Genomic DNA, 19,830 nt, shown 5'->3' on the forward strand with positions numbered 1-19,830 from the left:
TGTCCCGCCCCGGGAGAGAGGAGCACAGGCAGATGAAATACGCGTACACAGGCGGTATCCTGCTGGACGGCAGCGAGGAGATGGAGCCCCAGGCGGGGCTGGTGGTCAAGACCGACGGCGAGATGATCGCCGCCATCGAGCCGGAGGGGGGCGAGCTGACCGGGTATGAGATAATTGACCTGGCGGGGCAGTACCTGATGCCGGGGCTCATCAACATGCACGTGCACCTGCCGGCCAACGGCAAGCCCAAAAAGAAGCAGCAGGACAACGTGAAGATGGTGAAGCTGATGACCAGCAACGGGCTGATGAAGGCGGTGCTGCGGAAGATGTGCGAGGGCTATGCCCGCACCCAGCTCATGAGCGGGGTGACCACCATCCGCACCATGGGCGGGGTGCTGGACTGCGACAGCGCCATCCGCGACCGCATCGACGCGGGGGAAATCGTGGGGCCCCGCATCCTGGCGGCCAACATGGCGGTCTCGGTGCCGGGGGGGCACATGGCCGGGTCGCTGGCCTACGAGGCCCACAGCGCCGACGAGGCGCGGGACTACGTGGCAAAAATCGCCGCCGAAAAGCCAGACATCATCAAGCTGATGATCACCGGCGGGGTGCTGGACGCCAAAAAGAAGGGCGAGCCGGGGGAGCTGAAGATGCCGCCGGAATACGTGAAGGCCGCCTGCGACGAGGCGCACCGCCACGGCCTGAAGGTGGCCGCCCACGTGGAGAGCCCCGAGGGGGTGCGGGTGGCCCTGGAAAACGGGGTGGACACCATCGAGCACGGGGCCAAGCCGGACGAGGCGATCCTCGCTCTCTTCAAAGAGCGGGGGGCCTGCCAGATCGCGACCCTCTCCCCCGCGCTGCCCTACGCCCTCTTCGACCGGGCAGTGAGCGGGGTGTCGGAGATGGAGCAGTACAACGGCGCGGTGGTCTTTGAGGGGATCGTGGAGTGCGCCCGCGCCTGCCTGAAGGCCGGTATCCCGGTGGGGCTGGGCACCGACACCGGCTGCCCCTACATCACCCACTACGACATGTGGCGGGAAGTCAACTACTTTCACAAGTACTGCGGGGTGTCGAAGGCCTTCGCCCTCTCCACCGCCACCAAGAAAAACGCCGAGCTGGCGGGGCTGGGGGACCGCCTGGGCACCCTGGAGCCGGGCAAGTGCGCCGACATGATCGTCACCGCGAAAAACCCGCTGGAAGATCTGACCGCCCTGCGGGAGGTGGCGATGGTGATTGCCCGGGGCAAGCCGATCCGCGCCCCCAAGGTGAAGAAGATGCCCCAGGTGGAGGCGGAACTGGACAAATTCATTTGACCTTTGCACCCTGTGTCGGGGTGTGCAAGCCAAAAGAGAGGGGGAGGGCCCGCGGGCCCTCTCCCCTCTCTTTTTTTGCGCGCCAATCAGAGGCCGTACTTCTCGATGAGCTGGCGAAAGACGCGAAGGTGTACCTCCTCGTCCTTGACGATGCGCGCCAGCAGTCTGCAGACGCTCTCGTCGCCGATTTGGGCAATGTGGCGGCGGTAATTCCGGATAGCGGCGTACTCGCCGACCAGGTCGGCGTGGAGGTACTCCCCCAGGCTGCCGCCGTACTGCACCTCCGCGGCGCACCAGGGGCGGCCGCCGGCGCAGTAGGTCGGGTCGCCCCCCAGGGCGCGGATGGCCCCGGCCAACTTCTCCATGTGCATCATTTCAATAATGGAAATTTTCTCCAGCGCGCGGGAGATGTCGGGGCAGTCCTTGGCGGCGGCGTGATGGTAGATATATTGCAGCGAGGCGGTCAGTTCCCCGGCGGCCCCGGCGTAGTCCTCGGCCAGGAGGGACGCCCAGCGGCTGTTGGGGGCGCAGATCTCCAGGTCGGGCCAGGGGGACGGGTCGGCAAACCCCTCGGTGTAGTGGATGTCGTCTGTCACGGGTTGCATACATGCTCCCCTCCTTTCCGGCCAGTCTATGACCGGGGCGGCGGATGTGCTATACTGGCAGCAGCACCGGCCGCCCCCGGCGACCCGGAAATGAGGAGGAGAGACAGATGGCAAGGGGCATCATCGTATTCGGCTCCCCCGGCTCGGGGACCACCACCCTGGGCCGGGCAGTGGCCGCCCAGCTGGGGTTTGCACACTTTGACTTGGACGACTACCTCTGGCGGTGGGACACCGAGGTGCCCTTTACCCGCACCCGCCCGCGGGAGGAGCGGATCGCCCTGCTGATGGGCGACCTCTCCCAGCACCCCCACTTTGTGATTTCGGGCTCGATGGACAGCTACAACCAGCCCTTTGTACCCCTGTTTGACCTGGCTGTGCTCAACACCGCCCCGGCCCCGGTGCGGGTGGAGCGGGCCCACCGGCGGGAACTGGCCCTCTTTGGGGCGCGCATCCTGCCCGGGGGGCGACATGTTTGAAGAGCACCAGCGCTTTCTCGACAATGTGGCCCGCTATGACAGCGACGGCTCCCCCTGCCTGCGGGTGCACGAGGCGTGGGCGGCCACCCCGCCCTGCCCGGTCCTGCGCACCGACGGCACCGCCCCGGTGGCGGAGAACGCCGCCCTGGTGGTGGGGGAATACCGGCTGGCCCTGGGGCTTTAAGGGGGAACACGGATGGGGTTTGGAGCGGGCGGGGGGGATTTTTCTTTCTCTCTTCCCGCGACCGGACATATTGGGTAGGGGGACTCCCCCTTCCTTGCCTCCTGCAAACGGCGCGCTGAATAGGGGGAGAGGGAGCGCCCTTTCTCCCTTCCTGCGTCCGGCAGATTGAACAGGTGGAACTGGAGACGCCGCCGGTCTTGGGGCGGGCGGTGGCTGTCTGGAGATGGAAAACCACTGCCGCCTAGCCATGGGCCTTTGAAGGAGAAAGCACACAATCGAAGTCGGGATGCCCGTGCGAGGAGAATCTTCATTCTCCCTTCCCGTGACCGCCACATCGGTTCGGGGAAGCTTAAGACGTTGCTGACGCTGGGGCGGGCGACGGTCGCCTGGAGGGCAGGAAAACTTTACCCGGCCTTGGGGCGGGTGATGGCCACCCAGGTGGCGGAGAGACTGCGCCCGGCACTGGATACTTGAGGAGAACCTGCACGTGGAGGTCGGAGAGGAAGGGTAGGCGGCCCCCTCCCCTTTTCTCTCCCTCCGCAACTGGCATATCGGGAGGGAAAAGCCCCCCTCTCCCCTCCCGCGACCGGCGCATTGGGCAGGGGGAACGAAAGACGCTGCCGGTCTTGGAGGGTGACGGCCATCCAGATGGCGGAGGAATTGCGCCTGGCACTGGATACTTGAGGAGAACGCGCACACGGAAGTCGGGGCGGACAGGTAGGCGGCCCCTCCCCTTTTCTCTCCCTCCGCAACTGGCATATCGGGAGGGAAAAGCCCCCCTCTCCCCTCCTGTGACCGGCACGTCGAACGGGGAGAACTGAAAATGCTGCTTGCCCTGGGGCGGGCGATGGCTGCCCGGGAGGGCGGCGAGATCGCCGGCTGGCCGCGGGGGGACCTCCTTTGGGACAACACCCCCTTTTTGAACCTGTTGTCTGTGGTGGCGAGGCCGCAGGGTCGGAACGGCGCTGCTCGCCTGCTGAGAGGAACAGATGAAAGAGGCCGGGCGTCCACCTTCCCCCTCTCCAGCGAGGGGGCGCAGTGCCTCCACCGCCGCCGCGGCTACACCGGTGCCGGCGCCCTCTTGCTGCCCGGCGAGGCGCTGGAGATTTTCTTTGCCAAAGCGATATAGGGCCGCAACCAAAAAAGAGGCCGGATGCCACTGGTGCATCCGGCCTCTTTGCGATTTGGTGTTAGAAGGGTTTCTTGCCCGGCTTGGGGAAGCGGCCGGGGCGGCGGGGGCGGTCCTTGTCGGCCCGGTAGGGGCGGGGTCCGCGGGGGCGGGGGGCTGCAAACTCGCCCTCCTTCGGGGTGTAGGGGAAGGCCTTGACGATCCGCCCGGCGATCTTGGTGCCGTCGATGGCGCGAATGGCCTCCTCCGCCTTGTCGGCGGGCAGCTCCACCACCGTCTTGCGGTCGTAGATCTCGATCTTGCCGATCTCGCGGCCGGTGATGTCGGTGCGCTCGGCAATGGCGCCGACGATGAAGTTGGGGGCGATGTGCTGCTCTCGGCCGATGCTCAGGCCGATGCGCACCCCCGCACCCCGGGGCAGCCGCTCCCCCCGCACGGGGGTCTTGACCATCTGGGGGATAAGGTGTTTTTCCTTGCCGAAGAGCATCTCCAGGGCCATGGCCGCCACCTGGTCCATGGAGAAGCCCTCGTCGCAGAGCTCCTGGGCCATGTCGGCGTAGCGGTAGACCTCGGCGGCGCGCAGCTTCTGCAACATCTTCTCAAAGGCGCGGGCGCGGCGGGTCTCGGCGATCTCCTCCGGGGTGGGGATGGGGCGGGGCTCGATGGTGGAGCGGGTCTGGCGGGCGATGTCCCGCAGCTGCCAGACCTGTTTGCGGCCCGAGACCAGGGTAAAGGCCCTGCCCTCTTTCCCGGCGCGGCCGGTGCGGCCGATGCGGTGGACGTAGTACTCGCTGTTCTGGGGGATGTCGTAGTTGAGCACCATGTCCAGGTCGTCCACGTCGATGCCGCGGGCGGCCACATCGGTGGCCACCAAAAGGGCGGTCTTGCGGCGCTTGAACCCGTCCATCACCTGGGTGCGCTGACTCTGCTTCATGTCGCCGTGCAGGCCGGCGGCGGAGAAGCCGTGGTCGTTCAGGTAGGCGGTGAGCTCGTCGACCATGCTCTTGGTGTTGCAAAAGACGATGGCCGACTTGGGGGCGTAGGCCCGCAAAACCAGGTTGAGGGCGTCCATCTTGCGGCCCATGGGCACCTCGAACGAGGCCTGCTCGATGGCGTCGATGGTCACCTGCTGGCGGTTGATCTGCACCATCTCGGGCTCTCTTTGGTACTGCTTGGTGATGGCGAGGATGGCCGGGGGCATGGTGGCCGAGAAGAGGACGGTCTGGCGCTCCTCCGGCGCGAAGGAGAGGATGGTCTCGATGTCCTCCCGAAAGCCCATGTTGAGCATCTCGTCGGCCTCGTCGAGGATCACCAGCTTAAGGGTGTCCAGTTTGAGGGTCTTGCGGCGGATGTGGTCCATCACCCGGCCGGGGGTGCCGATAACGAAGTTGGCGCCCTGGCCCAGGCGGGCGATCTGCCGGTCGATGGGCGCGCCGCCGTAGACGGCCACCGTCTTGACCCCGCTGCGGTATTTGGAGAGCTTCTGCACCTCCTCGGCGGCCTGCATGGCCAGCTCGCGGGTGGGGCAGAGCAGCAGCACCTGCACCTGGTGGCGGCTGTCGAGCTTTTCGATCATCTCGATGGCGGGGATGGCGAAGGCCGCGGTCTTGCCGGTGCCGGTCTGGGAGCGGCCGATGACGTCCTTCCCCTCGCGGATGAGGGGGATGGTGCCGCTCTGGATGTCGGTGGCGGTGGTGAAGCCCATCTCCTCCACGGCGCGGAGGAGTTCGGGGGTGAGGCCCAGTTGGTCAAAGGGGATCTCGTTCATGTGGTTCCTTTCTGCTGGCGGGCGGGGCAGTTCCCCTGCTCGCCGGTCTGGGGCGGGGGCCGCAAAGGGGCCCGCCACCCGCTTGGTCTTACACCACATCCCCACCTGGCAGCGCGGCGGCAAAGCCGCCAAATGCCCACAAAAAGAGCGCCGACACGGCCCGTGTCGGCACTCTGCGAAGGGGGCGCTGCGGCCCCCGCTCACATCCCTTTTTCGGTACGAACGTGGTTGATTGCTGATACCAGCATAGCACAGCTTTGGGCGATTTGTCAAAACTTTTCTTTAAAATTCTGACAGCTTGTACAAAGGCCGTCGAACCCTGTCCCATTAGGAAAAGATTTCTTGCTTGTTGTTCATATAGACGCTGAGCACCAGCCCGATGGCCATGTAGAGCATGATGACCGAGGTGCCGCCGGCCGAGAGAAACGGCAGGGTGAGGCCGATGACCGGCATGATCCCCAGGCACATGCCGATGTTGGCGAGGATCTGAAAGAGGAGGATGGCGAAGATCCCCACGCAGAGGAAGTAGCCCAGCCGGTCGGCGCTGCGGCCGGCGGTGGCCAGCACCTTGCCGGTGACCGCCAGCAGCACCGCGATCACTAGCAGGCAGCCGACAAAGCCCAGGGTCTGCCCGATGTAGGAGAAGATGAAGTCGTTGCGGGCGTAGGGCACCTCCCGCGGGACGACGTTTGAGAAGAGCCCGGTGCCAAAGGTCTGCCCGGTGCCGATGGCGATGAGCCCCTGGGACTGCTGGTAGCCGATGTTCTTGGCGTCGGCCGACAGGTCGGCCAGGATGAGAAATCGCTGTTTCTGGTTCTCGCTCATGACGAAGTTCCAGAGGATGGGGATGCCCACCCCCGCGGCCACAAAGCCGGCCGCCACATACCGCCAGGAGATGCCTGCGGAAAAGAGCATGGCCAAAAAAATCACCACAAAGGAGAGGGCGGTGCCGTCGTCCCCCTGCAGCACCACCAGCCCCACCGGGGCGATCCCGTGCAGGCAGAGCAGGAGGACATTTTTGTACTGGTTGATGTTCTCCCCCACCGACTCCAGGTGCATCCCGAAGGTGAAGATGAAGGAGAGCTTGAGCAGCTCGGTGGGCTGCAGGGTCATGCCAAAGGGCAGGGGCAGCCAGGCCTTGTCGTCGGCACCGGGGTTTTGGATGCCGAAGATAAAGGTGGCCAGCACCAGCCCCACACAGAGGACGACGTGCCACTTCCAAAAGGTGGCACCGATGTGGTAGTCCATCTTGGAGATGATGATGGCCATGACAATGCCGATGCCGGTGGCCAGGGACTGGGTGATGACCACCTTGCTGGTGATGAAGCCGTAAAACATCTGCGAGCAGAGGGTGATCACAGACATGGCGCTGCAGGCGATGCAGAGCAGCCAGAGTATTTTGTCGGTGTCCTTGATGTACTGGTGGACCGAGCGAATCACTTTTTTCAAAGCAGGGCTCCTTTATATTGAAAGACGGTGCAGAGAGGGCGGTCAAATCGCCGGGCACACCCCGGCGGGAGCTACAAAAAGAGGGCGGCCCAAGCCGTGGCCGCTATTTGGTATATTGTATACTACTGCGCCGTTTTATTCAAGGCGGAATTGTGGTATACTTTATGAAGATTTGCCGCCCTGCCGGTGGGAGCCGGGCGGGTGAGAAGGGGGAAACGCACTGTGAAAAGCGACATCGAGATCGCCCTGGAATGCGAGATGAAGCCCATTGTCCGGCTAGCCGGGGAACTGGGCATCAAGGAGGAGGAGCTGGAGCCCTACGGCCACTACAAGGCCAAGTTGGGCCAACCCCTGATCGACCGGCTGCGCGACCGGCCCGACGGCAAGCTGGTGCTGGTGACCGCCATCAACCCCACCCCCGCGGGGGAGGGAAAGACCACCACCACCGTAGGGCTGGGCGAGGCCATGCAGAAGCTGGGCAAAAACTGCGTCATCGCCCTGCGGGAACCCTCTCTGGGCCCGGTGTTCGGGGTGAAGGGCGGGGCCGCCGGGGGCGGCTATGCCCAGGTGGTGCCGATGGAGGACATCAACCTCCACTTCACCGGCGACATGCACGCCATCACCGCGGCCAACAACCTGATCTGCGCGGCGGTGGACAACCACATTCAGCAGGGCAACCCCCTGGGGATCGACCCCCGGCGCATCACCTTCAAGCGGGCCATGGACATGAACGACCGCGCCCTGCGAAACATCGTGGTGGGGCTGGGCGGCCCCCTGTCGGGGGTGCCCCGGCAGGACGGGTTCCTCATCTCAGTGGCCAGCGAGATTATGGCCATCCTCTGCCTGGCCGACGACCTGAAGGATCTGAAAGAGCGCATCGGCCGGATCCTGGTGGGCTACACCTATGAAAAAGAGCCGGTGTACGTGCGGGACCTGGAAATCAGCGGCGCGGTGACCTGCCTGCTCAAAGACGCCATCAACCCCAACCTGGTACAGACGCTGGAGGGCAGCCCCGCCATCCTCCACGGGGGGCCCTTTGCCAACATCGCCCACGGCTGCAACTCGGTGCGGGCCACCCGCCTGGCCCTCAAGCTGGGGGACTACTGCATCACCGAGGCGGGCTTTGGCTCCGACCTGGGGGCCGAGAAGTTTTTGGACATCAAGTGCCGGGCCGCGGGCCTGGCCCCCAGCGCCATCGTGGTGGTGGCCACGGTGCGGGCCCTCAAGTACAACGGCGGGGTGAAAAAGGGCGATCTGGCCCTGGAAGACCCGGGCGCGGTGCGGGCGGGGCTGCCCAACTTGCAGGCCCACCTGGAAAACATGCGCAAGTACGGGGTGCCGGTGGTGGCGGCCATCAACCACTTTGCCGGCGACTTTGACAGCGAGGTGGCCGAGGTGGCCCGCTGTCTCGACGAGATGGGGGTGCCCTACGCCCTGTCGGACGTCTTCTCTCAGGGCGGCGCGGGCGGGGTGGAGCTGGCACAGCTGGTCTGCCGGGCCTGCGAGGAGCCGGGGCGGTTTGCCCCCCTCTATGACGCGGCCCTCCCCATTGAGGAGAAGATCGGCGCCATCGCCCGGGAAATCTACGGCGCCGCCGGGGTGGAGTACACCTCCGCCGCCCGGCAGCAGATGCGCCAGATCGAGCGGCTGGGGCGGGACGACCTGCCCGTCTGCATCGCCAAGACCCAGTACTCCCTCTCGGACGACCCCAAAAAGCTGGGGCGGCCCCGGGACTTCACCCTGCAGGTCAAAGAGGTGCGCCTCTCCTCGGGTGCGGGGTTCCTGGTGGCCCTGGCCGGGGACATCATGACCATGCCCGGGCTGCCGCCACGGCCCGCCGCCTGCCAGATCGACATCGACGAGGACGGCCGGATCACCGGCCTATTTTAAGGAGGGAAACGCGCAGATGACATCCTACCTTTCCCACAGCGTGGCCGAGACCGAGGCCTTTGCCGCCCGGCTGGCCGCCCACCTCCGCCCGGGGGACGTGGTGGCCTACCGGGGCGGGATGGGGGCGGGCAAGACCGCCTTCACCCGGGGACTGGCCGCCGGGCTGGGGGTGCGCGGGGAGATCAGCTCCCCCACCTTCGCCATCGTCAACGAGTACCGGGGGCCGGTCAACCTCTACCACTTTGACATGTACCGGGTGCTGGACATCGACGACGTGGAGACCACCGGCTTTTTCGACTACCTGGAGCGGGGGGACAGCATCCTGGCGGTGGAGTGGAGCGAGAACGTGGAGGCCGTCCTCCCCCCAGAGACCATCACCGTGACCATCGAGCCGGAGGGGGAAGACTGCCGGCGGATCACGGTGGAAAACCTGCAAATCGACAAGAGGAGGGAGAGCTGATGCGGATCTTGGGACTGGACTGTTCGGCCAGATCCGCCTCCTGCGCAGTGGTGGAGGAGGGGGTCATCCTGGCCGAGAGCTTTGTCAACACCAAACTGACCCACAGCGAGACCCTGCTGCCCATGATCGACGGGATGCTCCAGGCGGCCAAGATCGACCTGGGATCGGTCGATCTGCTGGCGGTGACCCACGGGCCGGGCAGCTTTACCGGGCTGCGCATCGGCGCGGCGGCCATCAAGGGCCTCTGCGCCGGGGCCGGGCTGCCCTGCGTGGGGGTCTCCACCCTGGAGGCGACCGCCTACAACCTGGCCCACGGGCGGGGCTATGTGGTCCCCTGTATGGACGCCCGGCGAAACCAGGTCTACACCGCCACCTTTCTCGCCGACGGCAGCGGCGCGCTGAAGCGGGTGAGCGAGGACGAGGCGGTGGCCGCCGAGGAGGCGCTGCGGTTTTGCAGCGACGAAAAAATGCCCATTTTCCTACTTGGAGACGGCGGCCGGATGTGCTATACTATTCACAATGGAAACGTGTGGGTGTGCCTGGCGCCCCCCCACCTGCTTTCCACCAGGGGAAGCGCCGTGGCCGCCTGTGCCGCCGCGCCGGAAAACCGGCGGCGGGCGGGGGACGGGGCGGCGCTGGCCCTGCACTACATACGCCTCTCCCAGGCCCAGCGCGAGCGGCAGGAGCGGCAGAGACTAAACGGAGGAATGTGAATATGTTAGCCATCGGTTGCGATCACGGCGGATACGCCCTGAAAGAAGAAGTCAAAAAGCATTTGGACGAGCGCGGCGTCGAGTACATCGACTGCGGCTGCAACGGGGAGAGCGTGGACTACCCGGTGATCGCCAGCGAGACCTGCGCCCACATCACCTCCGGCGAATGCGAGATGGGCCTGCTGTTCTGCGGCACCGGCATCGGCATCTCCATTGCCGCCAACAAGACCCCCGGCATCCGGGCGGCCTGCTGCTCCGACTATTACAGCGCCAAGTACACCCGCATGCACAACGACGCCAACGTGCTGTGCATGGGGGGACGGGTCATTTCCTCCGGCCTGGCCTGCGAGCTGGTCGACGTGTTTCTCGACACCGCCTATGAGGGCGGCCGCCACCAGCGCCGGGTCGACATGCTCACCGAGCTGGACAAGAAAAAACAATAGGCCCTGAGAGGGTGGGAAGGCGGAGGCTGCTGACAGCCCCCCTTTCCCACCCTCCCTTTGCACCGACGCACATCCGGCGGCCGGGCAGCCCCCGCAAGCCGCCTCTGGGATAAATACAAGGAGGATCTTCAAATGGCAAAAGAACCGTTCATCATGGACCACCCCCTGATCCAGCACAAGATTTCCCTGCTGCGGGACAAGAACACCAGCACCAAGGAGTTTCGCGAGCTCATCAGCGAGATCGCCATGCTCATGTGTTACGAGGCCACCCGCGACCTGCCCCTGAAGGCCGTGGAGATCGAGACCCCCATTGCCACCGCCAAGGCCCACATCATCGCCGGGCGGAAAATCGCCTTTGTCCCCATTCTCCGGGCCGGCCTGGGGATGGTTGACGGCATCCTCAACATGGTCCCCTCGGCCAAGATCGGCCACGTGGGCCTCTACCGCGACCCCGAGACCCTCAAGCCGGTGGAGTACTACTGCAAGATGCCCACCGACATCAGCGAGCGGGACGTGATCGTCCTCGACCCGATGCTGGCCACCGGCGGCTCGGCCATCGACGCCATCAACCTGGTGAAGAAGTACGGCCCCCGCTCGGTCAAGTTTATGTGCGTCATCGCCGCGCCGGAAGGGCTTGCCGCCCTGCAGGAGGCCCACCCCGACGTGGAGATCTACGTGGGCGCCCTGGACGAGCGCCTCAACGAAAACAGCTACATCGTCCCCGGCCTCGGCGACGCCGGCGACCGGATCTTTGGCACCAAGTAAGGTTTTTCAGCAAGGCAGACGCCCCCTCCGACAAGGTCAGAGGGGGCGTCCTTTTTTGCCCCGAAAACCCGTCCCAAAAGGCGGCGGTGGGCCCTCTCCCCTTCTCCTGCCGGCGGGTCCCATTCCACCGTCCGACATCTCCTCCTCCGCTGCCTGGCGTGTCCCCTCCATCTCTCGCCCCCCTCCTCCGCCCAGTGAGTTCCCTTGCCATTCGGCATGTCCTCTTTGGCCTCCCGGCGCTCTCCCTTCTGCCAGCCGATGTGCCCTCTGCCGCCACTCATCGTGTCTCTGTCGCCTCCCAGCGCGCTCTCTATCTCCGCTCATCGTGTCCTCCACTGCTGCCTGGCGTGTCCCCCCCTTCCCTCGCCCTCTTCCTCCGCCCAGTGAGTTCCCTTGCCGCTCGGCATATCCTCTTTTGCCTCCCGGCGCTCTCCCTTCTGCCAGCCGATGTGCCCTCTGCTGCCACTCATCGTGTCTCTGTCGCCCCCCAGCGTGCCTCCCTCCGTCCCCTGTCGAAAAGGTTTGACAAAAAGTTATCACAAGGCATATAATAAAGTCACAAATATATACAAGGAAAAATGTGCGTGACCGCACAGAAAGAGGCAGGTTTCTCTGCCGCGAGGTAACTGCTGTGAACAAGCGATTGGGTTGCTGGGCCCTCTCCCTGCTGCTGGCTGTCGCCATGCTGGCCGCCGTCCCCTTTGCCCAGGGGACGAGTGTCCTACACATCGGGGCGGGGGGCGATTTCCCCACCGTGGGCGAGGCCTTCGCCTCCCTCGGCGAAAACACGGGGGATTTGACCCTGCTGCTGAGTGAGGACTTGGGGGAAGAGGGGGACCTGGTGGTCCCCGCCGACCGGGGGATCACCTCCCTCACCCTGGACAGCGGCGACGGGCAAAACCATACCCTGGGGGCATATCGCTTCTTTGCCAACGGCGTTCCCCTGACGGTCAACCGCGCCAAGGTCCGCTACCTCTATGGCGGCGGGCTCGACCACACCGTCCCCTCCACCGAGGTCACGGTGCGCGGCGGCAGCATCGGCTGGCTGCTGGGCGGGGGAACGGCAGACCAGCCTGGGGGCGAGGCCCGGGTCACCGGCCAGGCCGCCGTCACCTTTGACCATGCCGACACCGTCTTTCACAGCGACGACTACCTCTGGGGCGGCGGCTATGCCAATGTGCAGGGGGCGGACGTGTCGGTGGGTTCGGTCAAAATCGAGATCCTCGGCACCGACCTGCCGGAGCGGGAGATCATGGGCGGCGGGATGGCGTCGGACAGCGACTGCAACGCCGACGCCGGCCAGGTCTCCATCACCATTCGGAACTCCACCCTCCACGGGGACGTCTACGGCGGCGGCCACTGCGACACGGCCACCGCCTCGGCCCGCTCCCAAAACACCTCGGTCACCATCTCCGACAGCGACTTCCCCCTCTACAACGGGGACTACGGCGGCAACATCCTCGGCGGCGGCTTTCTCTTCAACGGGGGCGGCTCGGTGGACATCTCCGGCACCGCCAAGTTGGACATCCGAAACAGCACCATCACCGCCGCCATTGGCGGGCCCCTGGGCCTCTCCAGCAAGAGCGTCTCAGCGGGCAACACCTCGGTCACCCTGCAACACTGCACCGTTCGCCAGCTGGTGAGCGGCGGCTGTTACAGCGGCGACGGGGTGGCGGCAGTGCAGTGCGAGAACGCCGACGTGCGCATCGTCGACGGCATCACCTTCCCCGACGGGGGCGCCATCTACGCCCAGGGCTATGTGGAGGAGACGGGCACCGCCGTCGCCACCGGGCGCGCCTCCCTCTCCATCGAGGGGGCCGCCGTCTCTGTCGATGCCATCTCCGGCGTCACCGATTTGACCCTGTCCGCCCCCCTCACCGTCGGCCAGAGCTGGGAGCCCGCCCCCTCCGGGGCGGCGGCGGTCACCCTTAAAGGCGGCTGGACCGACGGGGACGCGGCCATCACCTACCAGGGCGACGCGCCGCAGCAGGGGTGGTTTGCCTTTGCCGAAGAGGGGCCGGCCGACTACCGGCCGGGCGAGGAGGCCGTCTGGGCCGTTCACGCCCCCGACCTACACCTCACCGCCCAGGTTGTGGGAGAGGGGACCCTCTTCCCTGCCGGGGTGCAGACGGTGGGCTGGAACCAGTCCATCACCTACACCGCCCAGCCCGCCGACGGGTGGGCGCTGCAATCGGTCACTGCCGACGGCGAGCCGGTGCCCTTCGAGGGGAACCACTTCTCCCTCTCCCAGTTGCGCGCCGACACCCAGCTGGTGATCACCTTTGCCAAGCAGCCCCTGGACTTAAAGGACACCGGCACCGAAGTGCAGCTTCACTGCCCACCCGCGGCCATCCCCGAAGGGGTCTCCCCCTCGGCGGTGACCCTGCAGGCCGAACGGCTGCAAGAAGAGGCGGAGGACTGGCCGCTGGTGCAGAGCGCCCTCGACGAGGTGGCCGACCGATACACCGCCTTTAACATCTCCCTCCTCTGCGACGGCAGCAAGATCCAGCCGTCGGGCAAGGTGTCGGTGCGCATCCCCATCCCCGACGGGTACGACGCCGACCGCCTGGCAGTCTACCGGGTCGAACCCACCGGCGCGCGGGTCCCCTACCCCGTTGAGGTCAAAGACGGGTTTGCCTGTTTTGAGACCGACCACTTCAGCTACTACGTGTTGGCCCAAAAGGCGGAGGAGACCCCTCCCGCCGAGGGCGCCCTCCTCTTTGAACAGCCCACCAACGGGCGGCTCACCGCCGCCGCTGACGGCCAGCCGGTGGAGAGCGGTGTCTCCCTCCCCGAGGGGACGGCGGTGCTTTTCACCGCTCTGCCCGCCGCCGGCTACCAGTTGGAGAGCTGGAAGCTTGACGGACAGACCCTGGCGGGGGAAGACGGTCTGCAACTGCGGGTGACGGTGGGCAGGGAAGGGGCCCGGGTGGCGGTGACCTTTCAGGCGCGCGAACAGCAGCCGACGCCTGCCCCCACTCCTCCCACCCCCTCTGCCGGCGGCGGGAGCCCCTATACCGGGGACAGCACGCCCCTGCCCCTCCTCACCGCCCTTCTGCTGGCGGGCGGCGCGGCGGCGATCCTGCGCCGTCGCCGGTAAAGCCGGTGTTTTGCCAGTGAAGATCGGCGGCGGGTGACACACAAAAAAGCCCCTCTCCCCACAGCGGGTCGGAGAGGGGCTTTTTTCTTTGCCCTGTCATTTTTGGAGGATGTAGAAGATGTACTGCTCCACCTCCGCCAACTGGCGGCGGGAACAACTTCGGATGAGGGAGGCCACCTCCTCCGCCCGGCCGGGGTAAGAAAAGGCCAGAGAATCGCCCAACAGCAGGTCTGGCGGCACCTGCAGGCAGTTGCTGATTTTGACAAAGGTCTGAAGTGTGGGGATGGAGTGGGCGCACTCGATATTGCTGATGTGTTTCTGAGTCAACTCCACCAGGTTGGCCAGCTCCTCCTGGGTCAGCCCCCGCCGCTTTCTGAAATAGCGGATGCGCCTGCCGAGGCCGGCGTAATCTACCTTCTCCACCTTATCACTCCTTCTTTAACAGGGTATCGAAATGGCGGCAAGTTGTTAACCCAATTGGAAAAGAGATACTCTTTACAATTACTAAAACTTGTGATTTAATAGTGGTATATACTTTTTAGAGTGGATAAAATCGCATTTTATTACAGGGCAATTGTTCCTGTACTGGAAAAAACATCTTGAAGGAGGCGTTGGCAAATGGCGTCGATGGGGCTTTTGGACACCGCTGCGGAGTTTTGCGGCACCTACCTGTCTGAACTGCGGCGAGGTGCCACCAGGCAACAGGTCATTCCCTACCTGCTGCAGATCCCGGACGACCGCTATCCCCTCGACGAGTGGAACGACGCCCTCGCCTACCTGCTGGGAACGGCCGAGTCCTGCTCCAGCGTGGCAGCCGCCAAAGACCTGTTGGCGGCCTCCCTCCGCCAGCCCCTCTGCTGAATCTGCTTCAAAGCGTCCCTGCCGCCCGCAGGGGCGTCTTTTTGTACCGGCAAAAACACGCTCCTCGGAAAGGGGAGCTTCCCTTCGCCGCGTAGTCCTCACGGCGCGCGGAGGAAGGCTCGCCCGCCCCGATCGACGGTCTATGGCCCAACATTCCCTTTTTGAGGAGGTAGAAAGCCGTGCTCATCGCCCCGCAGACGATTTTTCTAAAAGACGGCCGGGAGTGCCAGCTGCGCTCCCCCCAGGCGGAGGACGCCGCGGCCGTGCTGGCCCACCTCCGCCAGACGTCGGCGGAGACCGGGTTCATGGCCCGCTACCCCGACGAGATCACCCAGACCATCGCGGAGGAGGCCGCCCTCCTGCGCCGGCAGGGGGAGGACCCCCTCGCCCTGATGGCGGCCGCTTTTGTGGAGGGCGAACTGGCCGCCAACGCCGGCCTCGCCCCCGTCGCCCGGCTGGACAAGTACCGCCACCGGGCGGAATTCGGCATTTCGGTCAAGGAGGCGTTTTGGGGGCAGGGCATCGGCTCTGCCCTGCTGCCGGTCGTCATCGCAGCCGCCCGCGCCGCCGGCTACCTGCAGATCGAGCTGGAGGTGGTGGCCGAAAACCGGCGGGCTAGCGCCCTGTACGAGCGCTTTGGCTTTGAGGACTACGGCCTGAGGGAGCGGTCCTTTCGCTTTCGCGACGGCAGCTTCTGCGCCGAAAAACTGATGATTTTGCAGCTGTGAGCGGCAGATCACACGAAAAAAGAGAGGTGGCCGACGCCGCCTCTCTTTTTTTGCCGCCGCTTCAGGGCAGGACGATCTCGGCGGCGCCCGGAAGGCCCGCCTCGATGAACCGCTGCCGGGCCCGTTCGAGGATCAAGCGATAACTGTCTGTCAGCTTCTGGACGAACACCGCCTCGTCCCCCGCCTGCAGGGCGTCCGCCGCCTCGACACAGGTGTGAAAGGCAGCCCGTATATTGCGCTGCGCCCGCCGCCCCTGCAGGTAGAACAGAAAGGCGCCCCGCTGGAGCAGCCGGTTGGTCTGCTCCACAATCTGCCGCAGGGAGGCCAGGGGAACGGCTTCGATGACCGCGGCGATCAGGGGGGCCAGGGGGCTCTTCCCTCCCCCTTTGGCCGCCTCTGTCACCCGCTGGGCCACCTCCCTCTCCACGTGGGGAAAGGCCAGGTGGGCCACCCGGGGCAGCACCAGCACCATGAACTGCATCCCCTGCAGGTAGAGGAGGGCGTCCCGCCGGTTGCCCGCCTGGCAGATGCTCTCCTCGCTCAACTGCATCCGCCCCAGGGTGACCTGGGTGCCCCGGCCGTTGTACACCTCCACCAGCCCCAGCTGGCGCAGCATCTCCAGCGCCTGGCGGAGGGTGGAGAGGGAGACGCCATAGCGCTGCGCCAAGACGGCGGCCGAGGGCAGAAAGCCGCCGTCGGGATAGATCCCGGCGCGGATGCCGTCCAGCAGGTCCCGCCCGATCTCGGTGTAGGTGTAGACCCGTCCCTTCTCCGCATCCCAGCGAAAGGCGCTGGCTGGGTCCTCCTCCACCTGGGGGTAGTCGGCCGCCAGGTCCTGCAAGTACTGCCCCACCTGCACCCCGACGTTTTGGTACATCTGGGCAAAGCACTGCTCCACCCGCTCCGGCGGCCCCTCCGCCAGGGCGGCAAGGGCTGTGGAAAACCCGGCTGGGTCGTGGCGAATGGCCTCTAAATAGGGGTTTTGGTACCCCTCAAAGACCGGCACCTGGGTGTACAGCTCCATGCTGGAATAGAGCTCCCCCAAAAGGGGGCTGCCGCAGTGGGCGAGCAGCCGGTGCAGCGCCGCAGAGGAGGCCCGCCAGTTCTCCTTGGGGGAGTCGGCGCCCGCCTTTTGATAGCCCCGCTGCAGCTGCCGCAACACCCGCTCGCCGCAGCAGCGCGCCCCAAAGGAAAAGATGGGCGGGGCCAGGACGGCCAGCGTCTGGTACATCTCCATCACCGAGGAGCGCCGCGCCAACAGGGCGCAGATGGCCCGCTGGTTTTCCCGGCTGACATCCTCTCTGTAAATCACCACCGCGCAGCGGCGCTCCTCGGTCTTGATATAGCCCTCTTCGCGCAGGGCGGCCAACACGTCCCGCACCGTGCGGATGCCCACGCGGTAGCGCTCGCAGAGCTTTTTGGCCGACGGCAGCGATTCCCCACAGCGGATGCGGCCGGTCTCGATCTCCCCCACAAGCGCCCCGTGCAGGTAGGCGAACAGCGTCGTTTTCCCGTTCACAGCCTCTTCCTCCCCTCCCGGTATTTCCCTTTTAGTATAGCACAAAAAAAGTCCCAGCTATATGGATACGTATACAAATATGTTCTTGTTTTATACCCCCCTCTTTGCTAGAATGGTAGAAACGGTTCTATCATTCTGTGTACGTACACATAAAGGCTTTTGCTTTTATCGCCTAACGAAGCCATCTTCCGTTCTGCAGCCGAGAGGAGGAGCGCTGTGCAGGGACAGAAAAAACAACGCGCGCAGGGGGTGCGCCGGTGGGCGCTGATCGCGGCGGCCGCCCTCTTGGCAGGGGTGGGGACAATTGCCGTCTGGAACGCGGTGGCACTGCGGCAGGCCGTCGACCGCCGCACCCAGCAGTACCTGGCGGATGTCTCCAACCAGTCCGCTCAACTCATCCGCTCGCGCATCGACGCCATCATGGGCCAGCTCGTCCTCACCGCCGAGGACTTGGTGGCGGGCGTCCTCTCCCCCGAGGGGCTGCCCGCCCGCGCCTCGCTTGCAAAATTTGACCAATTGGCGGTGGTCGGCCCCGCGGGCGACTCCCCTTTCGCCGAAGCTCACGCCGTCGACCTGGGCGAACTGCCCGCCTTTCAGTCGGCGCTAAACGGCGCGCGCACCTTCTGTCCCCTCCCGGAAAAGGACGGCTTTCTCTACCTGGTCCCCCTCACCCGCGGCGGGCAGGTCACAGGGGTGTTGGCCGGCGTCAAATCGGACGCAAAGATGCGTCTCCTCGTCGACAACGACTGCTTTGACGGGCAGGGGAGTACCTGCGTCCTCGACAGCGATGGGACCGTCCTTGTCTCCCCCGTCCAGCGGCCCTTTTCCGCCTCCATCGGCGCCACCCACTACTCCGAGACAGAGGGGTGGGTGCAGGAGATGCAGGAGGACCTGCAGCAGGGCCGGGCGGGCAACGCCCTCCTCTCCACCGCCGACGGGGAGGAGATTTGGCTGGACTACCGGCCCATCGGCGATTACGAGCTGTATGTGGCCACCCTCATCCCCCGCGACCTCATCGCCGCGGAGGTGGACCTCCACGCCCAGCAGGCCATCGGCTTTGCCGTGGGCGCAGCCGCCCTGCTGGCGCTGTTGAGCGCGGTCGGGATCATCTACCAGGGCCGGGCGCGCGCCCAGATGAGGCGGATCGCCTTTTCCGACCCGGTCACCGGGGGGTACAACAACGCCCGCTTCCTCTGGGAGGGGGAGCGGCTCGTCCGCCAGCGCCCGGCGGAGGGCTGGGCGGTGATCGCCCTGAACTTAAAGGACTTTCGCCTGGTCAACGAGGTCAAGGGCGAGGAGAGCGGCGACGACCTCCTCCGCCAGGTGCACCGCGCCCTTTTGCAGCAGCTGGGCGAGGGCGAGTTGGCGGCCCGCGGCGAAGGGGACACCTTCTACCTGTTGACGCGCGGCCCCCAGGAGCAGCTGGCTGCCAGGATGGAGGGCTTCTCCGCCCGGCTGGGGGCCATCGACACCGCCGTGGGCCGCCTGCGGGTGAGCCAGGGCGGCTGTTTTGTCAACCCCTCCGCCCCTGATTTGGGGGCTGCCGAGCGCCGGGCAAATCTGGCCCGCAGGACCGTGGCCGAGGAGTACCCCAGCAGCGCCGCCCTCTTCGACGGCGCCTTTGCCGCCCGCCAGGAGGAGGAGATCGAGCGCCTGAAGGAGCTGGAACAGGCCTTTGCCAGAGAAGAGTTCTGCATCTACCTGCAGCCCAAATACCGGCAGAGGGACGGCCGCGCCGAGGTGGCAGGGGCCGAGGCCCTGGTGCGCTGGGTCCACCCGGGGCGGGGGTTGATCCCCCCGGGCGAATTCATCCCCCTCTGCGAGCGCACCGGGCTGATCCGCCAGCTGGACCTGCTGGTCTTTGAAAAGGTCTGCCTGCTGCTCAAAAAGTGGGCGGAGCAAGGGCTGGCAGAGGTGCCGATATCGGTCAACGTCTCCCGCCAGCACCTGAAGACCGCCCACTTTTTGGACAGCTACCGCGACATCCTGCAGCGCACCGGCGCCGACGCCCGCCGGCTCGAACTGGAGCTGACGGAAAATGTCCTCTTCACCACCCGGGAAATCGGGAAGTCGCGGGAGCTGATCGGGCACATCCACCAGCTGGGGATGCGCTGTTCGCTGGACGACTTCGGGGCGGGCTACTCCTCCCTGGGTCTGCTCAAGGACCTGCCGGTGGACGCCCTCAAGCTGGACCGGCAGTTTTTCGTCGGCAGTCTGGACTCCCCCCGCTCCCAGGCGGTGGTTCGCGCCATCCTCTCTCTGGCCAGAGCGCTGGACATCGAGTCGGTGGCCGAGGGGATCGAGGAAGAGGGGCAGGCGGCCTTTCTCTGGGAGGCGGGCTGCGACCTGATCCAGGGCTACCTCTACGCCCCGCCCCTGCCGACGGCGGCCTTCGAGTCGCTTCTCCCCCCTGCTGACAACTAAAAA

18 protein-coding genes are annotated in these 19,830 nt (G+C 65.7%); 13 read left to right on the forward strand and 5 right to left on the reverse strand.

Annotation, left to right across the window (positions count from 1 at the left end; all coding sequences use genetic code 11):
• Positions 1-32: 32 nt before the first annotated feature.
• Positions 33-1,313, forward strand: a complete 1,281-nt coding sequence (locus ACTNAU_RS04550; protein WP_216401624.1) for a metal-dependent hydrolase family protein — start codon at positions 33-35, stop codon at positions 1,311-1,313.
• 86 nt (positions 1,314-1,399) lie between these two features.
• On the opposite strand, the gene ACTNAU_RS04555 is transcribed toward ACTNAU_RS04550, so the two are convergent.
• On the reverse strand, positions 1,400-1,918 hold the full coding sequence (locus tag ACTNAU_RS04555; RefSeq protein WP_441097706.1) for a ferritin-like domain-containing protein: 519 nt from the start codon (positions 1,916-1,918) through the stop codon (positions 1,400-1,402).
• Between the two features lie 107 nt (positions 1,919-2,025).
• Here ACTNAU_RS04555 and ACTNAU_RS04560 point away from each other — a divergent pair, with 107 nt between their 5' ends.
• The 3 genes from ACTNAU_RS04560 to ACTNAU_RS04570 all read left to right on the forward strand — a co-directional run bounded on the left by ACTNAU_RS04560 (position 2,026) and on the right by ACTNAU_RS04570 (position 3,707).
• On the forward strand, positions 2,026-2,394 hold the full coding sequence (locus ACTNAU_RS04560; RefSeq protein ID WP_441097707.1) for a hypothetical protein: 369 nt from the start codon (positions 2,026-2,028) through the stop codon (positions 2,392-2,394).
• Positions 2,387-2,578 (forward strand): hypothetical protein, encoded by a 192-nt coding sequence (locus tag ACTNAU_RS04565; RefSeq protein ID WP_441097708.1) that lies wholly within the window; start codon positions 2,387-2,389, stop codon positions 2,576-2,578. Before ACTNAU_RS04560 ends, ACTNAU_RS04565 begins: the two co-directional genes overlap by 8 nt.
• An 823-nt stretch (positions 2,579-3,401) precedes the next feature.
• Entirely contained in the window at positions 3,402-3,707 is a 306-nt protein-coding gene (locus tag ACTNAU_RS04570; RefSeq protein WP_441097709.1) for a hypothetical protein, read from the forward strand.
• 61 nt (positions 3,708-3,768) lie between these two features.
• On the opposite strand, the gene ACTNAU_RS04575 is transcribed toward ACTNAU_RS04570, so the two are convergent.
• Together ACTNAU_RS04575 and ACTNAU_RS04580 are read right to left on the reverse strand one after the other, a co-directional pair.
• Positions 3,769-5,475, reverse strand: a complete 1,707-nt coding sequence (locus ACTNAU_RS04575; protein WP_185916139.1) for a DEAD/DEAH box helicase — start codon at positions 5,473-5,475, stop codon at positions 3,769-3,771.
• A gap of 327 nt (positions 5,476-5,802) precedes the next feature.
• Entirely contained in the window at positions 5,803-6,915 is a 1,113-nt protein-coding gene (locus ACTNAU_RS04580; RefSeq protein WP_021659356.1) for an FtsW/RodA/SpoVE family cell cycle protein, read from the reverse strand.
• A 231-nt stretch (positions 6,916-7,146) separates the two neighbouring features.
• On the opposite strand from ACTNAU_RS04580, the gene ACTNAU_RS04585 reads away from it, so the two are divergent.
• The 6 genes from ACTNAU_RS04585 to ACTNAU_RS04610 all read left to right on the forward strand — a co-directional run bounded on the left by ACTNAU_RS04585 (position 7,147) and on the right by ACTNAU_RS04610 (position 14,295).
• A complete protein-coding gene (locus ACTNAU_RS04585) occupies positions 7,147-8,814 on the forward strand; it encodes a formate--tetrahydrofolate ligase (RefSeq protein WP_441097710.1) in 1,668 nt (555 codons plus the stop codon).
• Between the two features lie 16 nt (positions 8,815-8,830).
• Positions 8,831-9,274, forward strand: coding sequence for a tRNA (adenosine(37)-N6)-threonylcarbamoyltransferase complex ATPase subunit type 1 TsaE (gene tsaE, locus ACTNAU_RS04590; protein WP_059005324.1), 444 nt, complete (start codon positions 8,831-8,833; stop codon positions 9,272-9,274).
• Entirely contained in the window at positions 9,274-9,987 is a 714-nt protein-coding gene (tsaB, locus tag ACTNAU_RS04595) for a tRNA (adenosine(37)-N6)-threonylcarbamoyltransferase complex dimerization subunit type 1 TsaB (protein ID WP_441097711.1), read from the forward strand. The genes tsaE and tsaB overlap by 1 nt, the downstream gene beginning before the upstream one ends.
• A gap of 2 nt (positions 9,988-9,989) precedes the next feature.
• Positions 9,990-10,430 carry a ribose 5-phosphate isomerase B gene (rpiB, locus tag ACTNAU_RS04600; protein ID WP_059005327.1) on the forward strand — a complete coding sequence of 147 codons (441 nt, stop codon included), beginning with the start codon at positions 9,990-9,992 and terminating at the stop codon, positions 10,428-10,430.
• Between the two features lie 132 nt (positions 10,431-10,562).
• The gene (upp, locus tag ACTNAU_RS04605) at positions 10,563-11,195 is read left to right on the forward strand and encodes a uracil phosphoribosyltransferase (protein WP_021659362.1); all 633 of its coding nucleotides are present in this window, start codon (positions 10,563-10,565) and stop codon (positions 11,193-11,195) included.
• 631 nt (positions 11,196-11,826) lie between these two features.
• Positions 11,827-14,295 (forward strand): InlB B-repeat-containing protein, encoded by a 2,469-nt coding sequence (locus tag ACTNAU_RS04610; RefSeq protein WP_441097712.1) that lies wholly within the window; start codon positions 11,827-11,829, stop codon positions 14,293-14,295.
• A gap of 96 nt (positions 14,296-14,391) precedes the next feature.
• Here the strand turns inward: ACTNAU_RS04610 and ACTNAU_RS04615 are convergent, their stop codons facing one another.
• Positions 14,392-14,718 carry a helix-turn-helix domain-containing protein gene (locus ACTNAU_RS04615; RefSeq protein ID WP_021659367.1) on the reverse strand — a complete coding sequence of 109 codons (327 nt, stop codon included), beginning with the start codon at positions 14,716-14,718 and terminating at the stop codon, positions 14,392-14,394.
• Between the two features lie 195 nt (positions 14,719-14,913).
• Between ACTNAU_RS04615 and ACTNAU_RS04620 the strand changes: the two genes are divergently transcribed.
• Together ACTNAU_RS04620 and ACTNAU_RS04625 are read left to right on the forward strand one after the other, a co-directional pair.
• On the forward strand, positions 14,914-15,156 hold the full coding sequence (locus ACTNAU_RS04620; RefSeq protein WP_441097713.1) for a hypothetical protein: 243 nt from the start codon (positions 14,914-14,916) through the stop codon (positions 15,154-15,156).
• Positions 15,157-15,335: 179 nt separating this feature from the next.
• The gene (locus ACTNAU_RS04625) at positions 15,336-15,884 is read left to right on the forward strand and encodes an N-acetyltransferase family protein (RefSeq protein WP_441097714.1); all 549 of its coding nucleotides are present in this window, start codon (positions 15,336-15,338) and stop codon (positions 15,882-15,884) included.
• Between the two features lie 61 nt (positions 15,885-15,945).
• Here the strand turns inward: ACTNAU_RS04625 and ACTNAU_RS04630 are convergent, their stop codons facing one another.
• Complete coding sequence (locus tag ACTNAU_RS04630; RefSeq protein ID WP_441097715.1) at positions 15,946-17,403, reverse strand: GntR family transcriptional regulator; 1,458 nt, start codon at positions 17,401-17,403, stop codon at positions 15,946-15,948.
• A gap of 216 nt (positions 17,404-17,619) precedes the next feature.
• On the opposite strand from ACTNAU_RS04630, the gene ACTNAU_RS04635 reads away from it, so the two are divergent.
• The gene (locus ACTNAU_RS04635; RefSeq protein ID WP_441097716.1) at positions 17,620-19,827 is read left to right on the forward strand and encodes a putative bifunctional diguanylate cyclase/phosphodiesterase; all 2,208 of its coding nucleotides are present in this window, start codon (positions 17,620-17,622) and stop codon (positions 19,825-19,827) included.
• Positions 19,828-19,830 lie beyond the last annotated feature (3 nt).

This window comes from Bittarella sp. HCP28S3_D9 (assembly GCF_052065655.1).
GTDB classification, from domain to species: Bacteria; Bacillota; Clostridia; order Oscillospirales; family Ruminococcaceae; genus Bittarella; species Bittarella massiliensis.